The following is a 17,756-nucleotide window of genomic DNA, read 5'->3' as shown; positions in this document are numbered from 1 at the left end:
AAACAGACGTTAGAACAAGCTATCAGTTATCCTGGCCTTTAATCGCAGCCGCGCTTTTTTCATCGGCTACAGCGGAGACCCCACCCTTGGAAGTATCCCCGTTTGAGCTTGCACTCGCAGTGGTATCGGTTTTTGCATCAGTATTCGTTTTTGCTGTACTGCCTGTTTGGTTAGTTGCTACGCCGGTAGTCGAGTCGGGTATTTCCTCCGGCTTTACTCCGGTTACGGTTTCTTTGGCTGGCTGGAGTATCACACTAACGACCCGCTTGCCACTTACCATTTGCGCCTTTTGCGAGACAACATACCCTTCACCGGTTACCTGAACGCCCACCTTCATGAGCGTCAACACTTGCAGCGTGTCACGCAACGAGACGCCTGTAAAGTCGGGAATAGTCATGTTGGCACTATCCTCGGTCAGCAAATAAATACGTTGTCCCGGCTTCATTTTAACGCCTGCCTCCGGGTACTGACGGACAATTTTGGAGCCTTTGCCGACCGTTTCATAGGCAATCCCCTGTTTGAGCAATGCGTTTTGCGCATCCTTCTTCACCTGACCAGTTAATTGTGGCACCGTCGGTAAATTCACCGTTTTCACAGCAGCACTATCTGATTTATTATTCGCTTTGGCTCCCGTTTTGGGAACCCCCATGTATTGCAGCGACTGGGATACGATTTTCTTGAACACAGGGGCTGCTGCCGTACCGCCGCCTACCGATTTGTTAGGCTCGTCCATTACAACCAGAACAGCTATTTTCGGATCATTCACGGGTGCAAAGCCGATAAAGGACACGACATCCTTCGAGTGGTCGTACACTTTCCCCACGACTTTCGTCGCCGTACCTGTTTTACCAGCAACACGGTATCCATCAATATAAGCAAGACGCCCGGTTCCAATTTCTTGGTCAGACACGACCTGCTCCAGATAGCTGCTGGTCTGTAGGGCCGATTCCTGCGAAATCACCTGGCGGACTTCCTTTGGCTGAATCGTCTGCACTTCCCCTGTATCCGGGTTCGTAATTTCCTTCACCAGATGAGGCTGCATCAGCTTACCGCCGTTAGCAATGGCCGAGATAGCCGCTACCTGCTGGATCGGCGTTACCTGAACACGTCCGTGTCCATATGCAGCCGTTGCGACTTCGGATTTGTATTGGGTGTGGAACGTAATGGCTCCGCTAGACTCACTCGGAAGATCAATCCCTGTTTTCACACCAAATCCGAAGTTGTTAATATATTTCTTCAACCTTTCGCCGCCCAGCTTATCCAGCCCCAGATGAACGAAACCGACGTTACTTGAACGCTTAACCCCTTGAAGATAGGTTAACGTTCCCCAATTTCGACTCACGTCACGAATATCCCATCCCCCAACTCGGATCATACCAGACTGATAGGTTTCATTTGGGTTGAATACCTTTTCCTGAACTGCCGCAGCCAAGGTTACAATCTTAAACGTGGAGCCTGGCTCATAAATGGACTGAGTTGCATTATTGCGGAAAAAATCCATTGAAGATGTGCTCCCGTATGTATTGGGATTAAAATTAGGATAACTCGCCATACCGAGAACGTCCATCGTTTTGGGATCTGCCGCTACAACCGTCATCGTTTTCGGGTTGTATGTTGCAATGGCTTCCTGCATAGCGTCTTCTATATAATACTGAATCGTGTCATCAATCGTCAGCTTTAAATTCTTACCATTTTGTGCTGGTTCATAATTGCTCTCCGATCCCTGAAGAGGAACTCCCTTTAGATCCCGCTGATAAAGAAGCTTTCCGGCCGTGCCCGAGAGTTCTTTATTATAATAGGCTTCCAATCCCATGCCTGCTGTACCGTCTTTCCGGTAATAGCCAAGAACATGAGAAGCCAGCTTATTTTCCGGATAATAGCGTTTGGATTCCTGAACCGTGTCCACAGCTCCAATCACTTTGTACTTGTCCTTTAAATATTCTTTGAACGTATCCACCTGTGCCTTGACCTCAGGGTCTACCTTCCAGCCTCCGTTACGAATCTCACGGTTTTTTAAATAGTTACCGCCTTTGTCCTTGGCCGAGAGATGCTTTCTCAGTTCGTCCTCAGGTGTTTTGAGCAGCTGATGCAGTTTGGCTACGACCTCGTTTTCCAGATCATATTCCTGGATGATGCTCGGATTGACCACTACTGTATAGGCAGGGGCATCTGTAGCCAGTACATTTCCTTTACGATCCGTAATCGTTCCGCGCTTGGGTTGGATCACCTGGTCTTTTTCCACCTGAGTAACTACCTGATTATGCCAGTATTCCCCGCTCACGACCTGAATCCAAAATACCTTAAATAGCAGGACAAGAAAAAAGAGGGTAATACATCCCCCTATCAGCAGTGTGCGAAGCTTTATTCTTTTGACCATAGCTCAACCTCTCTGCAAAAAAATGTACGTCAGAGCATAGCTTAATGCTATGCCCTAACTAACTAATTGGCAGCCTGCTTTTCCACACGAATGGGCTCTCTCGTCGGCTCGATATATCCCTGTTCCTTTGCCGTAGGTACAATCTGATTTTCCAGCCGTTCCTTCTGAATCTTCAGTTGGGCGATATTGGTCTGTAATTTGGAAATGTCCTTGCTCGCTGTATTAATCGAATAATTGATTTGATAAATGTGCGCGTATCTGCCAATCAGCATACCAGCAATGACAATGCACGTTACAAGTGTCAAAAGATACAGCAGCTTTTCCCGAATCGGTAGCTCTCTACGGCGTGTAACGACTTTAGTGGTTTCACGATACCGTTGTTGCTGGACCTGTTCCTGACGGGCTCTTTCTTTTACAGCCAAATTACCGCGTGTATAAGCCATGTCGCCTCTCCTTCTCCATTAAATTTACAATTTTTCGGCAACTCTCAGCTTGGCTGACCGGGACCGTGGATTAAGCTCCAATTCCTGCTCTGACGCCACAATCGGCTTACGATTCACCAGCTTCAGATCCCCTATCATTTTGTCCTCCAAAATAGGCAAATCAGATGGATAGATGCTTTTCGCCAAATACTCCTTGAAAATATGCTTGCATATCCGATCCTCCAGAGAATGGAACGTAATAACCGAAATTCTGCCCCCTGGAGCCAGACATTTTACTGCCTGATGCAAAGTATCTTCCAGTGCACCCAACTCATCATTCACAGCGATTCGCAAAGCCTGAAAGCTGCGTTTGGCCGGATGTCCCCCGGTTCTGCGTGCCGCAGCCGGAATTCCTTCTTTGATAATATCGACAAGTTCCCCTGTTGTGTGAATAGGCTTGTTTTTTCGACGTTCAACCATAATCTTCGCGATCCGGCGTGAAAACTTCTCTTCTCCGTAGTGAAACAAAATACGCGCAATCTCTGCTTCAGACCATTCATTGACAATCTCGTAAGCCGTCAGCGAGCTACTCTGATCCATCCGCATATCAAGCGGCGCATCATGATTGTAGCTGAATCCCCGTTCCCCCTCATCGAACTGGGGCGAGGACACACCCAGATCGAACAAAATACCCTGGACCTGCGGGACGCCGTCTTTTTCGGGCAATCCCAGTTCAGCCAGCCTGTCCTGCAGGTGGCGAAAGTTGGATTTCACCAATGAAATCTTTCCTTCGTAGGCCGACAGCTTCTCGCGCGCATTGTTCAATGCCCAGTCATCCTGATCAAAGGCAATCAGCCTTCCCTCAGGGCCAAGCTGTGACGCAATGACGGAACTGTGTCCTGCCCCTCCCAACGTGCAGTCCACATAGATCCCGTCCTGCCTGATGTTTAGTGCCTGTGTTGCTTCTTCCTTGAGTACGGTAATGTGGTGAAACAAACGGCTGACCTCCTAAATTACAATTCAAAGTTGAAATCAACCAATTTCTCAGCAATGTCGTTAAATGCTTCTTCTGATTGGCTGAAATATTGCTCCCAAGTGTGCTTGCTCCAAATCTCTACCCGGGTGGACACTCCCAATACGACGCACTCTTTGGTAAGCTTGGCGTATTCGCACAAATTCCCCGGTAAATTTACCCTGCCCTGTTTGTCCAATTCGCATTCAGTCGCGCCCGAGAAAAAAAACCGGGTAAACGCCCGCGCATCGGCCTTCATCAAAGGCAGTGCTTTAAGTTTTTTCTCCATGACAGCCCACTCATCCATGGGATACACGAAGAGGCATTGGTCCAGCCCGCGGGTAACTACGAACGAGGCACCGAGAAGTTCACGAAACTTGGCCGGAACAGTAAGCCGACCCTTCTCATCAATGCTATGTTGGAACTCCCCCATAAACATTGGTTTCGTCACCCCTTACCCCATTCTCCCACTTTGGCCCACTTTCCACCACCTAAGCATAATAGATTCGCTTTAAAAAATCAAAGACCTTCTTTACATTTCCAAAAAGTAATAAACAACAAATCCGTACGGTGATGTCAGTTATTGTTGCCACGTATCGTAACACGCCAAAAAGCCCCTTTTTCCATGAAGACGAACTCCCGACAATATGCATCAGGTTTCGAAACAACATGAAAATAAAGGGCTTAGTCTCATTCATCATACCAACCTATACAAACACCTGTGTTACACGTTAAAACCTTTGAACCCGGCCAACGTGACCGGCAATGCTCAAGTTATGCATTCCAGCTATCCAGATAGACCTTTTGGTCTTCTGTTAAAGAATCAATCTTGATTCCCAGGCTATCGAGCTTGAAGCGGGCTACCTGCTCATCAATTTCATAAGGTACATTAATTACGGATTTGCCCAGCTCATTATAACGATCGTTCACATATTTCAAGCCAAGCGCCTGAAGTGCAAACGTGGTATCCATAATTTCCGCAGGATGACCATCCGCCGCAGCCAAATTCACGAGGCGTCCTTCTGCCAGCAAATACATTTTACGTCCATCCTTGAAGCGGTACTCCTCAATGTTGCGACGCACCGTCCGAATGGATTCGGAACGTTTGGCAAGCTCAGGCTTACTAACCTCCACATCAAAATGCCCCGCATTACACAGCACAGCCCCGTCCTTCATGACATCAAAGTGCTCTCCGGTAATTACGGCTTTGTTCCCAGTCACCGTAATGAAAAAGTCACCCAGCTTGGCTGCTTCCACCATTGGCAACACATGGAAACCATCCATATGCGCTTCTACTGCCTTGATTGGATCAACTTCGGTTACGACCACGTTGGCTCCCAGCCCTTTCGCACGCATCGCAACCCCTTTACCACACCAGCCATAACCAACCACGACGACTGTGCTGCCTGCCACAACCAGGTTGGTTGTGCGAATAATACCGTCGAATGCTGACTGCCCAGTACCATAACGATTGTCGAACAAATATTTGCAGTAAGCATCGTTAACGGCCACCATCGGGAAGTGGAGTTGACCCTCTTTTTCGAGCGCCTTCAAGCGGATAATTCCGGTTGTCGTTTCCTCAGCTCCACCACGGATGGTAGAAATCAGATCAGGTCGTTCGGATTGCAACAGAGTAACCAGGTCGCCTCCGTCATCAATAATAAGGTCCGGCTTCGTTTCCAGCGCCTTAATTTGCAGGCTTTTAAACTCAGCCGGGTCCGGATTGTATTTAGCCAATACCGTAACTCCATCTTCAACCAATGCTGCACAAACATCATCCTGTGTGGACAATGGATTACTACCCGTAATCGTGACCTCAGCCCCGCCCGCCTGTACTACTTTAGCCAGATAGGCCGTTTTGGCCTCCAGATGCAGACAAATGGTTACCTTCAGACCCTTAAAAGGCTGCTCCTGCTCGAACTGTTGACGTATACGGTTCAATACCGGCATATGGGCTTCCACCCAATCAATTTTCAGATGGCCCTCAGGTGCCAGATTAATATCGTGAACGATGCTGTTTTGCAAAGAATGCGAAGTCATATTTATTCCTCCTTCATATTGGTTGTTGCTGTTAGCATGCTAAATCATACATAAATGACACGATGCGTACCCGTCAGATCGGTAGGTACATCCATAATCATATCGATCAGGCCAAGACCGTAACGGTTTAGAAAATGATAAATCGTATACACCCGTTCCTGCGGCTGTCCGAACGGAAAAAGTGACCACTCGATACGATCCCATTGACGAAGCGCTGATTCATTTTGCCGGAACAGTGCTTCCTGAACTTTTGCTTCCAGATAGGAAATCTGTTCCAGAATCTTCTCGCGATTGGTCTCTCCCAGCCGGAGTAAACCTTTTTCAATCAAGCCTGAATGCTGTATCAGCGGTTCGTATATACGGACAAAAGCTTCCTTGGCCCCGGCAAACTGCTCCTGCATTCCAAGCTGATCGTGAGTGACAATCCATTGCTTTTTCCGTTCCTCAAGCCCGTCTCTAACTTCGCCAAAGCTCAATTCATACTTCAACATATGCTTTTCCACACCTGGCTCTACCAACGTAAAGGACATCCGTGGCAGCAGTAGTGGCATCTGCATCCCCAGCACGCCGAAGGCATCCCGTGTAATCGCCCAGTAGGCAATTTCTCCTAGTCCCAGCACAGAGGCCAGCACCGGGAATAGTGAGTCCTGCATAAGAGGACGGGTTAGGACATTATTACTAAAAAGTTCCGGGTGCCTGTCTGTCTCTTCGAGTAGTTCTTCGACTGTAAATGCCACCTGACCGCGGCGATCCGTGAACAGCCCGTTTTGCTTGAACAGCAGCAAGCGTTCTTCTTCATGGATATAAAAGAGATTCGCGCCGCCTTCATGGACATCTGCTTGCAAATGATAGCCGTAATCTACAATCCGTGCAGCAGTCGCCCGGTAAGCTTGCTCCAGTTCATCATTGTGCTGAACCAACCGACGGAAAACGGATGCCTCCAGCTTGCGCAACAAAGGATCAGCAGAATCCAGCAGCACTAATCCGTAGGCGCCGAAAAGAAGTCCCAGCAGTTTGGCGAAGCTTTCACTTAGTCCGTATGAGTCATCGAAACCATGCTCAATCATGCGCAAAATATCAGCCTTATGCTCTGAGTCGGGCAAGCTTTGCTCTATATCAGCCATGGCTTGCTTCCACTCTGCGGCATCGACCTTAATGGCACTAACCGAAGAACGACGTTCCGGCTGCTTATTGAGCTTGATTTTGACTGCTTGCGGATCATTCGCCATTACATAGGTATGATTGACTTCATCCCAGTCATGATCCTCACCCGCAATCCAGAAAACGGGAATAACGGGACGCTCCAGCCGTTCTTCCGCTTCCCTGGCCGCCTTAATAATCGTAGCAGCTTTGTAAACGACCAGCATCGGACCTGTGAACAGTCCGCTTTGCTGCCCGCCAGCTACCACCAGAGCGTCTGGTTGCTCCAGCCGATCCAATGAAGCATAAACCGCCTCGTGTGCGTTGTATTGCTCATTGTATATGCGGAGACATGCTACGACATCCTTACGGTTTAATCGCAGATGCTCCGTCTCATCCAGTCGCTTCGCTCGTTGGGCATAAGCATCGGCATGCAGAACATCATATTCATACAAATCGCGTGCGCGTCCTGTACCCTGTATGTAATCTTCTGCCAAAGCCGCCCCTCCGCGAAGCTCTGCCGGAATTATTCTCATGGGTCTGCCTCCTGTCTCCACCAAAACCTTACTGCTTGATTGTACCGAAAGCCCTTGTCCGCGTCAAAGCTTCTCACAAAAAAACCGCCGAGCATACTCGGCGGTTGGTGCATAAAACAACATCAGGCGTAAGGCTCAGCTACAAAATGTCCTTTGGACACTTCGATCAGCTTGGCATTTTCCAGGTTATAAGCTCCTGACTTATTGCCGGATGCATCATTTGTATGAATGGGGCCGGCTTGATCGCCGGGCATAATAATCCGTTTTTTGTTGGCTTCAACTTCCGGATCGGGAATCGGAATCGCCGACAGAAGCATTTTCGTATAAGGGTGGATCGGGTTTGCATACAACTCAGCGCTTTCTGCAAGCTCAACCATTTTACCCATATACATTACGGCTACCCGGTCACTGATATGCTTGACCATCGAGAGATCATGCGCAATAAACAGGTATGTCAGACCAAGACGCTCTTGAAGCTCTTTTAACAGATTGACCACCTGAGCCTGAATAGACACGTCAAGAGCTGAGATCGGCTCATCACAAATGATGAATTTAGGGTTAACTGCCAGCGCGCGGGCAATACCGATACGTTGACGCTGACCACCGGAAAATTCATGCGGATAGCGGGTTGCATGATCCGGGTTCAAACCTACCAGATCCAGTAACTCTTCGATCCGTTTTTTGCGCTCAGCACGGCTGCCTGCCATGTTATGAATATCCAGTGCCTCACCAATAATATCAGAAACCGTAAAACGCGGGTTCAAGGATGCATACGGATCTTGGAAGATCATCTGCATATCACGGCGCATGGCTTTCATTTTACCTGATGATAATTTGTAGATATCCGTACCGTTAAAGCGCACGCTACCTGCTGTAGGCTCATATAAGCGAAGAATGGTACGGCCCGCTGTAGATTTACCACAACCTGATTCACCAACCATACCTAGTGTTTCGCCTTCGCGAATATAAAAATTCAGGTTGTCCACCGCTTTGAGCACACGGTTTTTGCCAACATTAAAATACTTTTTAAGACCTTCAACCTCAATTAAATTGTTGCTACTCACCATGATCTCACCTCCTATTTCTTCAGCTTCGGATCAAGCGCATCACGCAATCCATCACCAAAAAGGTTGAACGCAAGCATAATCAAACTGATCAAACCTGCCGGGAAAAGCATACGCCAAGGATAGTACATCCATCCTGTCAGAGCTGATTCAATCATTGAACCCAGCGACGCTTGAGGAGCCTGTACCCCTAATCCCAAGAAGCTCAGAAAAGCCTCGGAAAAAATAGCACTTGGAACCGTCAAAGTCAATGTGACGATAATCGGGCCCACAGCGTTAGGCAACAGGTGACGGAACAGCAGACGACCTGCACCAGCTCCCATCGAGCGGGAAGCAAGCACAAATTCCCGATTTTTCAGCTGTAGCATTTCACCACGCACAATCCACGACATGTTAATCCACCCGGTCACACAGAGCGCAATAATAATCGTTGTGATACTTGGCTCCAGTACAACCAGCAACAGGATCGTAACAAGCAGATAAGGAATGGAATACAGAATTTCAGAGAATTTATTCATGATTTCATCTACACGGCCACCAAAGTAACCCATAATTCCACCATAAATTACACCAATCAGCAAGTCAATCATTGCTGCGGCCAAACCGATAATCAAGGAAATTCGGGCACCCATCCATGTACGTACAAACATATCACGGCCCAAATCATCTGTTCCGAACCAGTGTTCCGCGGAAGGCGGAAGATTGGTGCTCAACAAATCATTCGTGCGGTCATCATAATTCGAAATTTCCGGACCTATAATAGAAGCGAGTACGATGAGAATCAACACACTCAAGCTCGTCATAGCGAGCTTATTTTTACGAAGTCGCTCCCAAGCATCACGCCAAGCGGACAAGCTTTCGCGCTGAATAACTTCAGACTGCCTCTCATCCGCTCCGATTTTCTGAAAGTCTTCCGGTTTTACCTGAAGTTTCTCCAAATTCACAGCATTGTCTTTCACAGACATAAAGTTATCCCTCCTTCCCGCCGGTCAGCTTAATCCGTGGATCAATAAAACCGTATGCAATATCAGTAATAAAACGTGCCACCATCAGCAAAATGCCGTAAAAAATAGTTACTCCCATGATCATGGTATAGTCACGGGTCGTAATACTGTCTACGAACACTTTACCGATACCACCAATCCCGAAAATACGTTCAATAACGACAGAACCGGTAATAATATTTGCCGTCATCGGCCCCACATAGGTAACAACCGGCAAAATGGCGTTCCGTACAACGTGTTTGAACATTACAGTAACAGGTTTCAAACCTTTGGCTTTGGCAGTCTTGATATAATCCGCATGAAGTACTTCCAGCATGCTGGAACGCGTTAGTCGAGCGATAAACGCAATTGGCGAAGCGGATAAAGCGACAACAGGCAGGACGTAATCCATTGGACCATCAAAGCCCATAACATTAAACCAGCCTAGCTCCTGAGCAAAGTAGAACTGAATCAACGATGCTAGAACAAAGCTGGGAACTGCAATCCCCATAATCGCTAAAATCATTGCTACGTTGTCAATAAGCCTACGATGGTACAAAGCTGCGAGCATACCTAGCAAGAGTCCGACAATAATCGACACAATTATGGCGACAAAGCCCAATTTAAGTGATACCGAAAAAGTTTGTCCGATAATGTCAGTCACACTTTGATTCAGCTTTTTCATAGAAATACCAAAATCACCTGAAGCAATATCACCTAAGTATTTAAAATATTGGACATATACAGGCTTATCCAGCCCATATTGCTCCATTAACCGGGCTTGAATCTCAGGAGAAGTCGCTTTTTCACTCATGAAGGGGTTACCCGGAATTGCTTTCATGAGAAAAAACGTCGCAGAGATCAGAATGAACAAAGAAAGCAGCATATAGAAAAATTTACTGATCAAATAACGCGTCATTGCCCGTTTACACCCCCCATAAATTTTTTTTCGACACCATTCGATTTTATCGAAATAGAATTGGAATGTCCAACCTACTTATTTGCATGGTTACATGATAATGGAAAAGACCATGACACACAAAAAAACGGGATATATATGGTTGTATCCACATATATATCCCGAAGTAACTATCAAACTTCAGAATTGAGCTTCAGTTACTGTGTAATATACGCTCTTGTGAAATCAATCGCTCCACTAAAGTCAAGCGCGATGTCTTTTACATTCGGTTTCGTTAAAGAAACATTTGAATAGTAGTAGATCGGAAGCATAACCATATCGTCTTGAACCAGAATTTTCTCTGCTTTTGCGAAATCTTCCATGCGTTTTGCTGGATCGGTTTCTGTCTTAGCTGCTTGAATCAAAGCATCGTATGCAGGATTAGCGTAGCCAGAATTATTATTAGTGTTGCCTGTTGTCCACATATCCAGGAATGTCATTGGATCATTGTAGTCGGCAGACCAACCACCACGAGCGATTTGGAAATTCAGCTTGTTACGTGTTTGAATAAATACGCCCCACTCTTGGTTTTGGGTTTTGATGTCCACACCAAGGTTTTTCTTCCACATATCAGCGACTGCCAGAGCAACCTTTTGGTGACTTTCACTGGAGTTATACAGCAAGGTTACCGGAGGAAGTGAAGTTACACCTTCTTCTTTCATACCTTCTTGAAGCAATTTTTTCGCTTCAGTGAAGTCTTCTTTGAAGTAATCATCTTTATGCTCAGTACGGAATTCCTGAGAAACTCCTTTGATACCTGGAGGTACAAAACCGTATGCAGGAATTTGACCGCCTAATGTTACTCTTTCAACGATTGGTTGGCGTTGAATAGCCATCGCAAACGCTTTACGGATTTTAACATTGTTAAATGGTTTTTCAGTTACATTAAACAGGTAGTAATACGTACTAGCAATCCCTTTAGCCGCGAATTCGTTAGGCAATTCTTTTTTTACAGCCGGAATTTGGTCGGTAGGAATTTCACCGTTTGGCAAACCTGCATAATCAAGTTGTCCACTTCTGTAAGAAGCCAGCTCAGTTGCACCGCTGTTTACAAGAGACATCGTGATTTTGTTCAGCTTGATTTGGTCTTTACCCCAATAGTTTTCACTCTTGGTCACTTCGATCTTTTGACCGCTGTCCCAAGTTGTTAAAGTGTAAGGTCCATTGGTGATCATCTTGTCTTTCTGTACCGCCCACTTGTCATTGCCCTTAACAGAAGGGTTTACAGGGTAGAAGGTATAGAAAGAAGTCAAGCCCAGGAAGTAAGGAGTTGGGTGATCCAGCTCTACTTGCAATGTATGGTCATCAACTGCTTTGACACCTACATCTTTGAAGTCTGTAATTTTTGTGCCTTTAAATGATTTGGAAGTGCTCAGGTTGTAGCCCTCAGCATTTTTAATATAGTACAATTGGTAAGCATATGGAGGTGCTGGAGCCGTGGAAGGATCCAATACCCGTTGCCAAGCAAATACGAAGTCACTTGCTTTGACCGGGTCGCCATTACTCCATTTTGCAGTATCACGAAGCTTGAACGTATAGGTTTTGCCGTCATCGGAAATTTTCCAGGATTCAGCTACGCCAGGAATTTCTTTGCCATCAGGGCCCATGCGTACAAGACCTTCATACAATGTTTTCAGAACCGTGTTAGTTTGGCTGTCCTGAGCTTGTGCCGGGTCGAATGTTGGCGGCTCGGAGAGCAAATTAATGCGCAAAATCTGTTTGTCTGCCGAAGCCGGTGTAGTTGAGGTATTTTCTTGCGCGCCCTTGCCATTGTTTTCGTTCTTGCTGCTGGAGCCACAACCTGCTAACAGTGCGCCAACTGCAAGAATGAGTGTCAAAAGGACTAAAAAGCTTTTCCTTTTCATCTAGCGTTTTCCCCCTAGTTCTAAAGTGGTATATGTTTATAGATTATACAACCAGCGGTCAAAAAAATCTACATCACATTTCTTTAAATTGAGCTTTTTTTTCAAAAAAACATGATTAATTCATATTTTTTCGGGTTTTCATGTGATGTTATATCACATGTTATTGAATATATTTTTAAATATGCCAACAATAGTTAATAAAATATACGCCAATGTCATTGCTATAAAAGTCAATCTCCAGACTGCTCTACATAATCTTTTGCCATCAACCTTACCCTTTATTCGATTTTGGGCTCCTCCAATTAAACCCAGCGCCAAAAGAAGCAACAATAATATCAAATAAAAACCGAATCGTGATGCAAAAATGACGTTAAAGAGCGCCGCGACGGATAGTATCAGAAAAGCCGTGGTAATGTCCATAGATATAAGCAGCGACTTCTTTTTTTCCATTTTAAGCAGGTAGCGGCAAACCGCAAACACGATCAGAAACGGAAAAAAGGGAAGAATACTAAATGTGATGATGGTACCTTGTATGAGACTCAACTGATCACCCCTCTTTTAGCCGCATGCCCTCAATTAATTGCCATAATACCGCATGGGTTGGTGCAGTAACCCCCGCTTGCTCTCCCATCTGCACCAGCTGTCCGTTAATGGAAGCAACCTCCGTCATGGAATGTGCAAGTACATCGGCCAGCATAGACGAATGATTCTCTGCCGTTGCCTGGCAAACCTTCATAATCTGATCCCACCATACACTGTCCCACCGAATACCATTGGCTTCGTACACTTGAATGCCCTCTTCGTATAGCTTGCGCATCATTTGTATACGACCCGGATCGGAAAGCAACTCTCCATTGGAGATTCGCCATATTGCTGTCAGTGGATTAATCACGGCGTTAATCAGCAACTTGCGGTATATACCGTTCTCGATTTCTTTCGACAAGCAAACGTCAAATCCTGCTGCAAGCAGCCGATTTAACACACATTGTTTGAAACTCCCTGCCTGTACTTCTTCCAGTTCATCCGGACAGCCAATTTCCGTAGCCCCCATCCCGGCATGTACGACGGATGCTACTCCCATTCTCTTGGCTCCTTCGGTCGTTACCGCAGGGTATACCGTAGCTTCAGGACAGACTTGTCTGATTCGTTCTATATGTCCGATACCGTTCTGTAAGCAAATAATTCCGATATCATTTTCGATATTTTCCGCAGGTTTAATCTGCTCCAATACTTCCTCAATCGCCCCCTGTTTGGTCATTATCAAAATCCATCGTGGCGGAACCTGTGAATTCAAGCGTTGCCAATCTGCCAACGGCGCTACCTTCAATGTGTCTCCGATCACTTGAACAGCAACCTGTCCCTCTTTTTCAAGCACAGTAATCCCCTCACATGCAATGATACGTGCCTGCTCAAGCGTTCGTGTCCATAACCTTACTTTCGTGCCTGAGGCTGCCAGCCTCCCGGCAAACAACAATCCGAGCGAACCTGCTCCAATAATATCAATCACCTATGTATCGTCTCGCTTCCATCTTTTTTTCTACTATATCATATGCACTCTAGAGAAATACAAAAAACGCCAACTACGGCAAAGCGCGAGTTGACGTTTTATTTAACATATGCTGCTGTAATTTTGCTACTCAATGCGCTCCAGATTCCCATTGGCGTCCATTTTGAATCTGGATTTAATCTCTTCCTCATCCTCGGTGATTAAAGCCAAGCGACGAGCCCGGTCCATAATCTGAATCAGGGCTTTGTAATCATCATTTACAACACGATAGTCGGTTTGCACCTCGTTAACCTCTTTGGACAGCCGGTCATTAATAGAGCGAAGTTGATTTAATTCCTCTTCCTTTTCACGTAAATCTTTTTCCAGCATTTTAATCTGTCGATTGGTTTCCTGTACAGATCCCTTCCATTGACGCAAAAAGCGGATCACAGCGTCGATGGACAACGTATCCTCACTCGTTCCATCCGCTCTGTATACCCCTTCAGCCATATCAAGCGTGGCAAAAGCCGCCACCTGAGATACACCAACCGGACTCTGCTTGCGAATATAACTGCGTTTTTGACGCTGCGCTTTAGCAATACTGATGGCTTCATCATAACGCTTGCGCACGCAACTGTTCCAGCGGAAGCCACATGCTGCGGAGGTTCTTCCTATTTTTTGCCCAACCTCTTCAAATGCGGCTAGCTGTGTTCCGCCTTCTCGGATATGACGCAATGTCACCTCCGCCAATATCAAATCATCTTCCGCACTCCATGCATCTTGTCTTATTGCAGTCATGCCTCTAGCCCTCCTAACAACATCCTGAAATAACCGTCTTCATGAACCGGTCTTACCGGTATTTGAATAGGGTATAAAAGCTGTTTATTCATTTCTATGCCTCTCGTAGAGTTCATAGAATCTATTTGATACTAAATTGTATTTCCATTTCTATAAGAACTCATACGTGGACAAATATAGTTTCGGGTTTCAAGCATCCTCTGGGTGCTGTACAATAAATCAATGGTTAAAGAATAAGAAAGGAACATATATATTACTGTTAGACTTTTTGCGGGAATACATAAAAGGGGAAAACCAATGAACAGATCCACTCTAAAAATGATAAGTTGTACTCTGCTAACGATCATTTTGATACTAACCACCATGCCTGTACGTCCTGTTCTGGCCGCTCCTTCAGAAGAGGCAAACCGGATTTTGCAAGATAGTCTGTCAATCGTCGAGATTGATCATGAAATTGAGCGGATCAGTCAGGAACAACAGATACTTTTACAACGTCAGCAGGAACTGCGGAGCAATCTCGCCACTCAGCAGGAGCAGATGATCAGGCAAAGGAAACGTGCGAGTTCTGTGCTGCGCTCCTATTATATGGGCGAAAGGGACAAGCTGCTCAGTGTAGTGCTGGGAGCTAAAAATCTTAAACAGCTTCTCTCCCTGTACGATTACTACTTGTTGCTGATTAGCCACGATCAGGATGTGCTCCAGGAATACGAGTCCAATTATCGGAATATGCGAAAAACGGAAGAACAGGTCACACGGGCCTCATCGGATTTGGAAACGGTCAAAACAAACTTGTTGGAACAACGTAAGCGCATTGTTTTGCTTCAGGAGCGTGTAAATGCCGGTGTTAACAACAGCAATGACCCGGATACGCTACGCAAGCTAATCAGCGAAATGACAGCCTATTGGGAGAATGTAGGCGTCTACGAGGTGAATAAGCATTTTAAAGCACTGGCTCAAGCGATGCAGGATTTGCCTCAATTTATTCAACAACAGCAAGGAGCCATGATTACAAACGGCAAAGTCATTACGATAAGCATACGTGAGGAAGATTTTAATCGTTTTCTGAAATCGGAAAATGAATTATTTAATCACTTCAACTTTTCCTTCGGGCAGGATCGTATTGTTGTAGAAGGTCAACAGGGGACCATGAAATTGAGGGTAGAGGGACACTATACGGTTGAGAAAGAACCGCAAAATGCGATTTTGTTCCATGTGGACCGGCTCGTCTTTAACGGACTGGAGCTGCCAGATACGACCCGTAACAAGCTGGAAAAGGATTTTGATCTGGGCTTCTATCCGCAGCAGCTCATTTCTTATGTCAAGGCCACAGAGGTACGCACCATAGCGGGGGTACTTGAGGTTAAGCTAGAACTGAGCCTGAATTAAGCCTTTTTCACCCTTGTATAGCTATCATAAATAATACATGGACAAAAATAAGAGACCCCGGGATGTTCCCGAGGTCTTCTTATTTGCGACAAAATGCTGTGCAGTATATAAAAATTTCGATAGTGAATAGTGATATGAGCTGCTACAGCAAATCTGCTGCCAACTGCGCCAGTTTGGAGCGCTCTCCTTTTTCCAGCATAATATGTCCGCTAATCCCTTCCTGCTTGAAGCGTTCTACTACATATGTCAGCCCGTTACTGGCGGCATCCAGGTAAGGGTGGTCAATTTGCTCCGGGTCTCCCATCAAAATAATTTTACTCCCCTCACCTACACGAGATACGATTGTTTTGATCTCATGTCGGGACAAATTTTGTGCCTCATCAACAATAATAAATTGTCCAGGTATTGAACGCCCGCGAATATAAGTGAGCGCCTCCACCTGAATGCTGCCCAAGCCCATCAAAATTTTATCGATATCGCCTGATTTTTTGGCATCAAACAAATATTCCAGATTGTCGTAGATCGGTTGCATCCACGGGCGAAGCTTTTCTTCTTTTTCTCCTGGTAAATAACCGATATCCTTGCCCATAGGGACGACAGGACGGGCAATGAGCAGCTTCTTGAAGCGATGTTCATCCTCTACTTTGAGCAGACCCGCCGCGAGCGCCAGCAACGTTTTGCCTGTACCTGCTTTTCCGGTAATCGTCACCAACGGGATATCATCATTAAGCAAAAGCTCCAGCGCCATCCGTTGTTGGGCATTACGCGCACTGATCCCCCACACCGATTCATTGCTTAAATACAGAGGCTCCAATCGATCTGCCTCCTGATTCACTTTCAGCAAAGCCGATTTTCCAGTTCCCATTTCATCCTTTAGAATAACGAATTCATGAGGATATAGCGTATAAGACAGCTCCAGTGGTTTGATAGGTAAAAAACGATTGGAATAAAACTCATCTATGATGGACGGATGCACCTGAATTGCCGAGTACCCGGGATATAGCTCACTCAGATCACCGGTTCTGTCGGATAAATAGTCTTCGGTCAGCAGTCCTAACACATCTGCCTTGATTCTCACCAGCACATCTTTACTGACCAGCACGACCGAACGCGGTTCAGGTAGCTCCTGCTCCTCCAACTGATAATTCAAGGCGACCGCCAAAATTCGGTTATCGTTCGAAACCTCCCCGAACATCTCCTGAACTTTCAAAAAGCTCCGGTGATTTAATTCAACCTTGAGCCTCCCACCTTGCGGAAGCGGAACACCACTGTGCAGATGCCCTACTTCCCTCAATCCGTCCAGCAATCGCGATACGTTGCGTGCATTCCGTCCAATCTCATCCGCGTTGCGTTTTTTGGAGTCGATTTCTTCCAGAACAACAGCTGGAATAACCACTTCATGTTCTTTGAAGGTAAAGATGGCTTTCGGATCATGCAGTAGCACATTCGTATCCAGCACAAAAATTTTCTTCATTTAGATCCCCTCCAAAGCGGCGTGGACAATCTCGTGTTTCATACCTATACCTATTCACCGGGTACCCAATACTTGCTGATTCCCTGAAAAAAGACCCCAGAGACAGCGTTAAACAACGAAAAGTTGGTAGGTAATTAGAGCCGTTAGAGCCTGTACACCTTGGGATCAGACACAAAAGGCCCAGTGATTACTCACTGGACCTTACTTATTCCATT

Annotated in this window: 15 protein-coding genes; 1 reads left to right on the top strand and 14 read right to left on the bottom strand. The window is 46.1% G+C overall.

Annotated features, from left to right (window positions below; translation table 11 throughout):
* Positions 1-22: 22 nt before the first annotated feature.
* From ACQ4MX_RS24755 to ACQ4MX_RS24695, 13 genes are all read right to left on the bottom strand, one after another.
* Complete coding sequence (locus ACQ4MX_RS24755) at positions 23-2,377, bottom strand: penicillin-binding transpeptidase domain-containing protein (RefSeq protein ID WP_431087832.1); 2,355 nt, start codon at positions 2,375-2,377, stop codon at positions 23-25.
* A 62-nt stretch (positions 2,378-2,439) separates the two neighbouring features.
* Positions 2,440-2,820 carry a hypothetical protein gene (locus ACQ4MX_RS24750; RefSeq protein WP_025685739.1) on the bottom strand — a complete coding sequence of 127 codons (381 nt, stop codon included), beginning with the start codon at positions 2,818-2,820 and terminating at the stop codon, positions 2,440-2,442.
* 24 nt (positions 2,821-2,844) lie between these two features.
* Entirely contained in the window at positions 2,845-3,795 is a 951-nt protein-coding gene (rsmH, locus tag ACQ4MX_RS24745; RefSeq protein WP_431087831.1) for a 16S rRNA (cytosine(1402)-N(4))-methyltransferase RsmH, read from the bottom strand.
* 17 nt (positions 3,796-3,812) lie between these two features.
* A complete protein-coding gene (mraZ, locus tag ACQ4MX_RS24740; RefSeq protein WP_007431201.1) occupies positions 3,813-4,250 on the bottom strand; it encodes a division/cell wall cluster transcriptional repressor MraZ in 438 nt (145 codons plus the stop codon).
* Positions 4,251-4,585: 335 nt separating this feature from the next.
* The gene (locus tag ACQ4MX_RS24735) at positions 4,586-5,851 is read right to left on the bottom strand and encodes an adenosylhomocysteinase (protein ID WP_431087830.1); all 1,266 of its coding nucleotides are present in this window, start codon (positions 5,849-5,851) and stop codon (positions 4,586-4,588) included.
* 44 nt (positions 5,852-5,895) lie between these two features.
* Positions 5,896-7,527, bottom strand: coding sequence for a bacillithiol biosynthesis cysteine-adding enzyme BshC (gene bshC, locus ACQ4MX_RS24730; protein WP_431087829.1), 1,632 nt, complete (start codon positions 7,525-7,527; stop codon positions 5,896-5,898).
* Positions 7,528-7,649: 122 nt separating this feature from the next.
* Positions 7,650-8,594: an ABC transporter ATP-binding protein gene (locus tag ACQ4MX_RS24725; protein WP_044648186.1), complete on the bottom strand. Its 945-nt coding sequence runs from the start codon at positions 8,592-8,594 to the stop codon at positions 7,650-7,652.
* An 11-nt stretch (positions 8,595-8,605) separates the two neighbouring features.
* Positions 8,606-9,556 (bottom strand): ABC transporter permease, encoded by a 951-nt coding sequence (locus ACQ4MX_RS24720; RefSeq protein WP_149093314.1) that lies wholly within the window; start codon positions 9,554-9,556, stop codon positions 8,606-8,608.
* 4 nt (positions 9,557-9,560) lie between these two features.
* On the bottom strand, positions 9,561-10,493 hold the full coding sequence (locus ACQ4MX_RS24715; RefSeq protein WP_025685745.1) for an ABC transporter permease: 933 nt from the start codon (positions 10,491-10,493) through the stop codon (positions 9,561-9,563).
* 197 nt (positions 10,494-10,690) lie between these two features.
* Complete coding sequence (locus ACQ4MX_RS24710; RefSeq protein ID WP_431087828.1) at positions 10,691-12,397, bottom strand: peptide ABC transporter substrate-binding protein; 1,707 nt, start codon at positions 12,395-12,397, stop codon at positions 10,691-10,693.
* Positions 12,398-12,550: 153 nt separating this feature from the next.
* On the bottom strand, positions 12,551-12,940 hold the full coding sequence (locus ACQ4MX_RS24705; RefSeq protein WP_134913479.1) for a DUF3397 domain-containing protein: 390 nt from the start codon (positions 12,938-12,940) through the stop codon (positions 12,551-12,553).
* Between the two features lie 4 nt (positions 12,941-12,944).
* Positions 12,945-13,904, bottom strand: a complete 960-nt coding sequence (locus tag ACQ4MX_RS24700) for a ketopantoate reductase family protein (protein ID WP_431087827.1) — start codon at positions 13,902-13,904, stop codon at positions 12,945-12,947.
* Positions 13,905-14,030: 126 nt separating this feature from the next.
* Positions 14,031-14,681, bottom strand: coding sequence for an RsfA family transcriptional regulator (locus ACQ4MX_RS24695; RefSeq protein ID WP_431087826.1), 651 nt, complete (start codon positions 14,679-14,681; stop codon positions 14,031-14,033).
* A gap of 297 nt (positions 14,682-14,978) precedes the next feature.
* Between ACQ4MX_RS24695 and ACQ4MX_RS24690 the strand changes: the two genes are divergently transcribed.
* A complete protein-coding gene (locus ACQ4MX_RS24690) occupies positions 14,979-16,067 on the top strand; it encodes a hypothetical protein (protein ID WP_134913476.1) in 1,089 nt (362 codons plus the stop codon).
* Between the two features lie 142 nt (positions 16,068-16,209).
* Here the strand turns inward: ACQ4MX_RS24690 and ACQ4MX_RS24685 are convergent, their stop codons facing one another.
* Positions 16,210-17,541 (bottom strand): PhoH family protein, encoded by a 1,332-nt coding sequence (locus ACQ4MX_RS24685; RefSeq protein ID WP_134913475.1) that lies wholly within the window; start codon positions 17,539-17,541, stop codon positions 16,210-16,212.
* Positions 17,542-17,756 lie beyond the last annotated feature (215 nt).

The sequence above is a fragment of the Paenibacillus sp. 8b26 genome (assembly GCF_050626875.1).
Classification (GTDB): Bacteria; Bacillota; Bacilli; order Paenibacillales; family Paenibacillaceae; genus Paenibacillus.
This window is presented reverse-complemented; position numbering and strand designations above follow the sequence as displayed.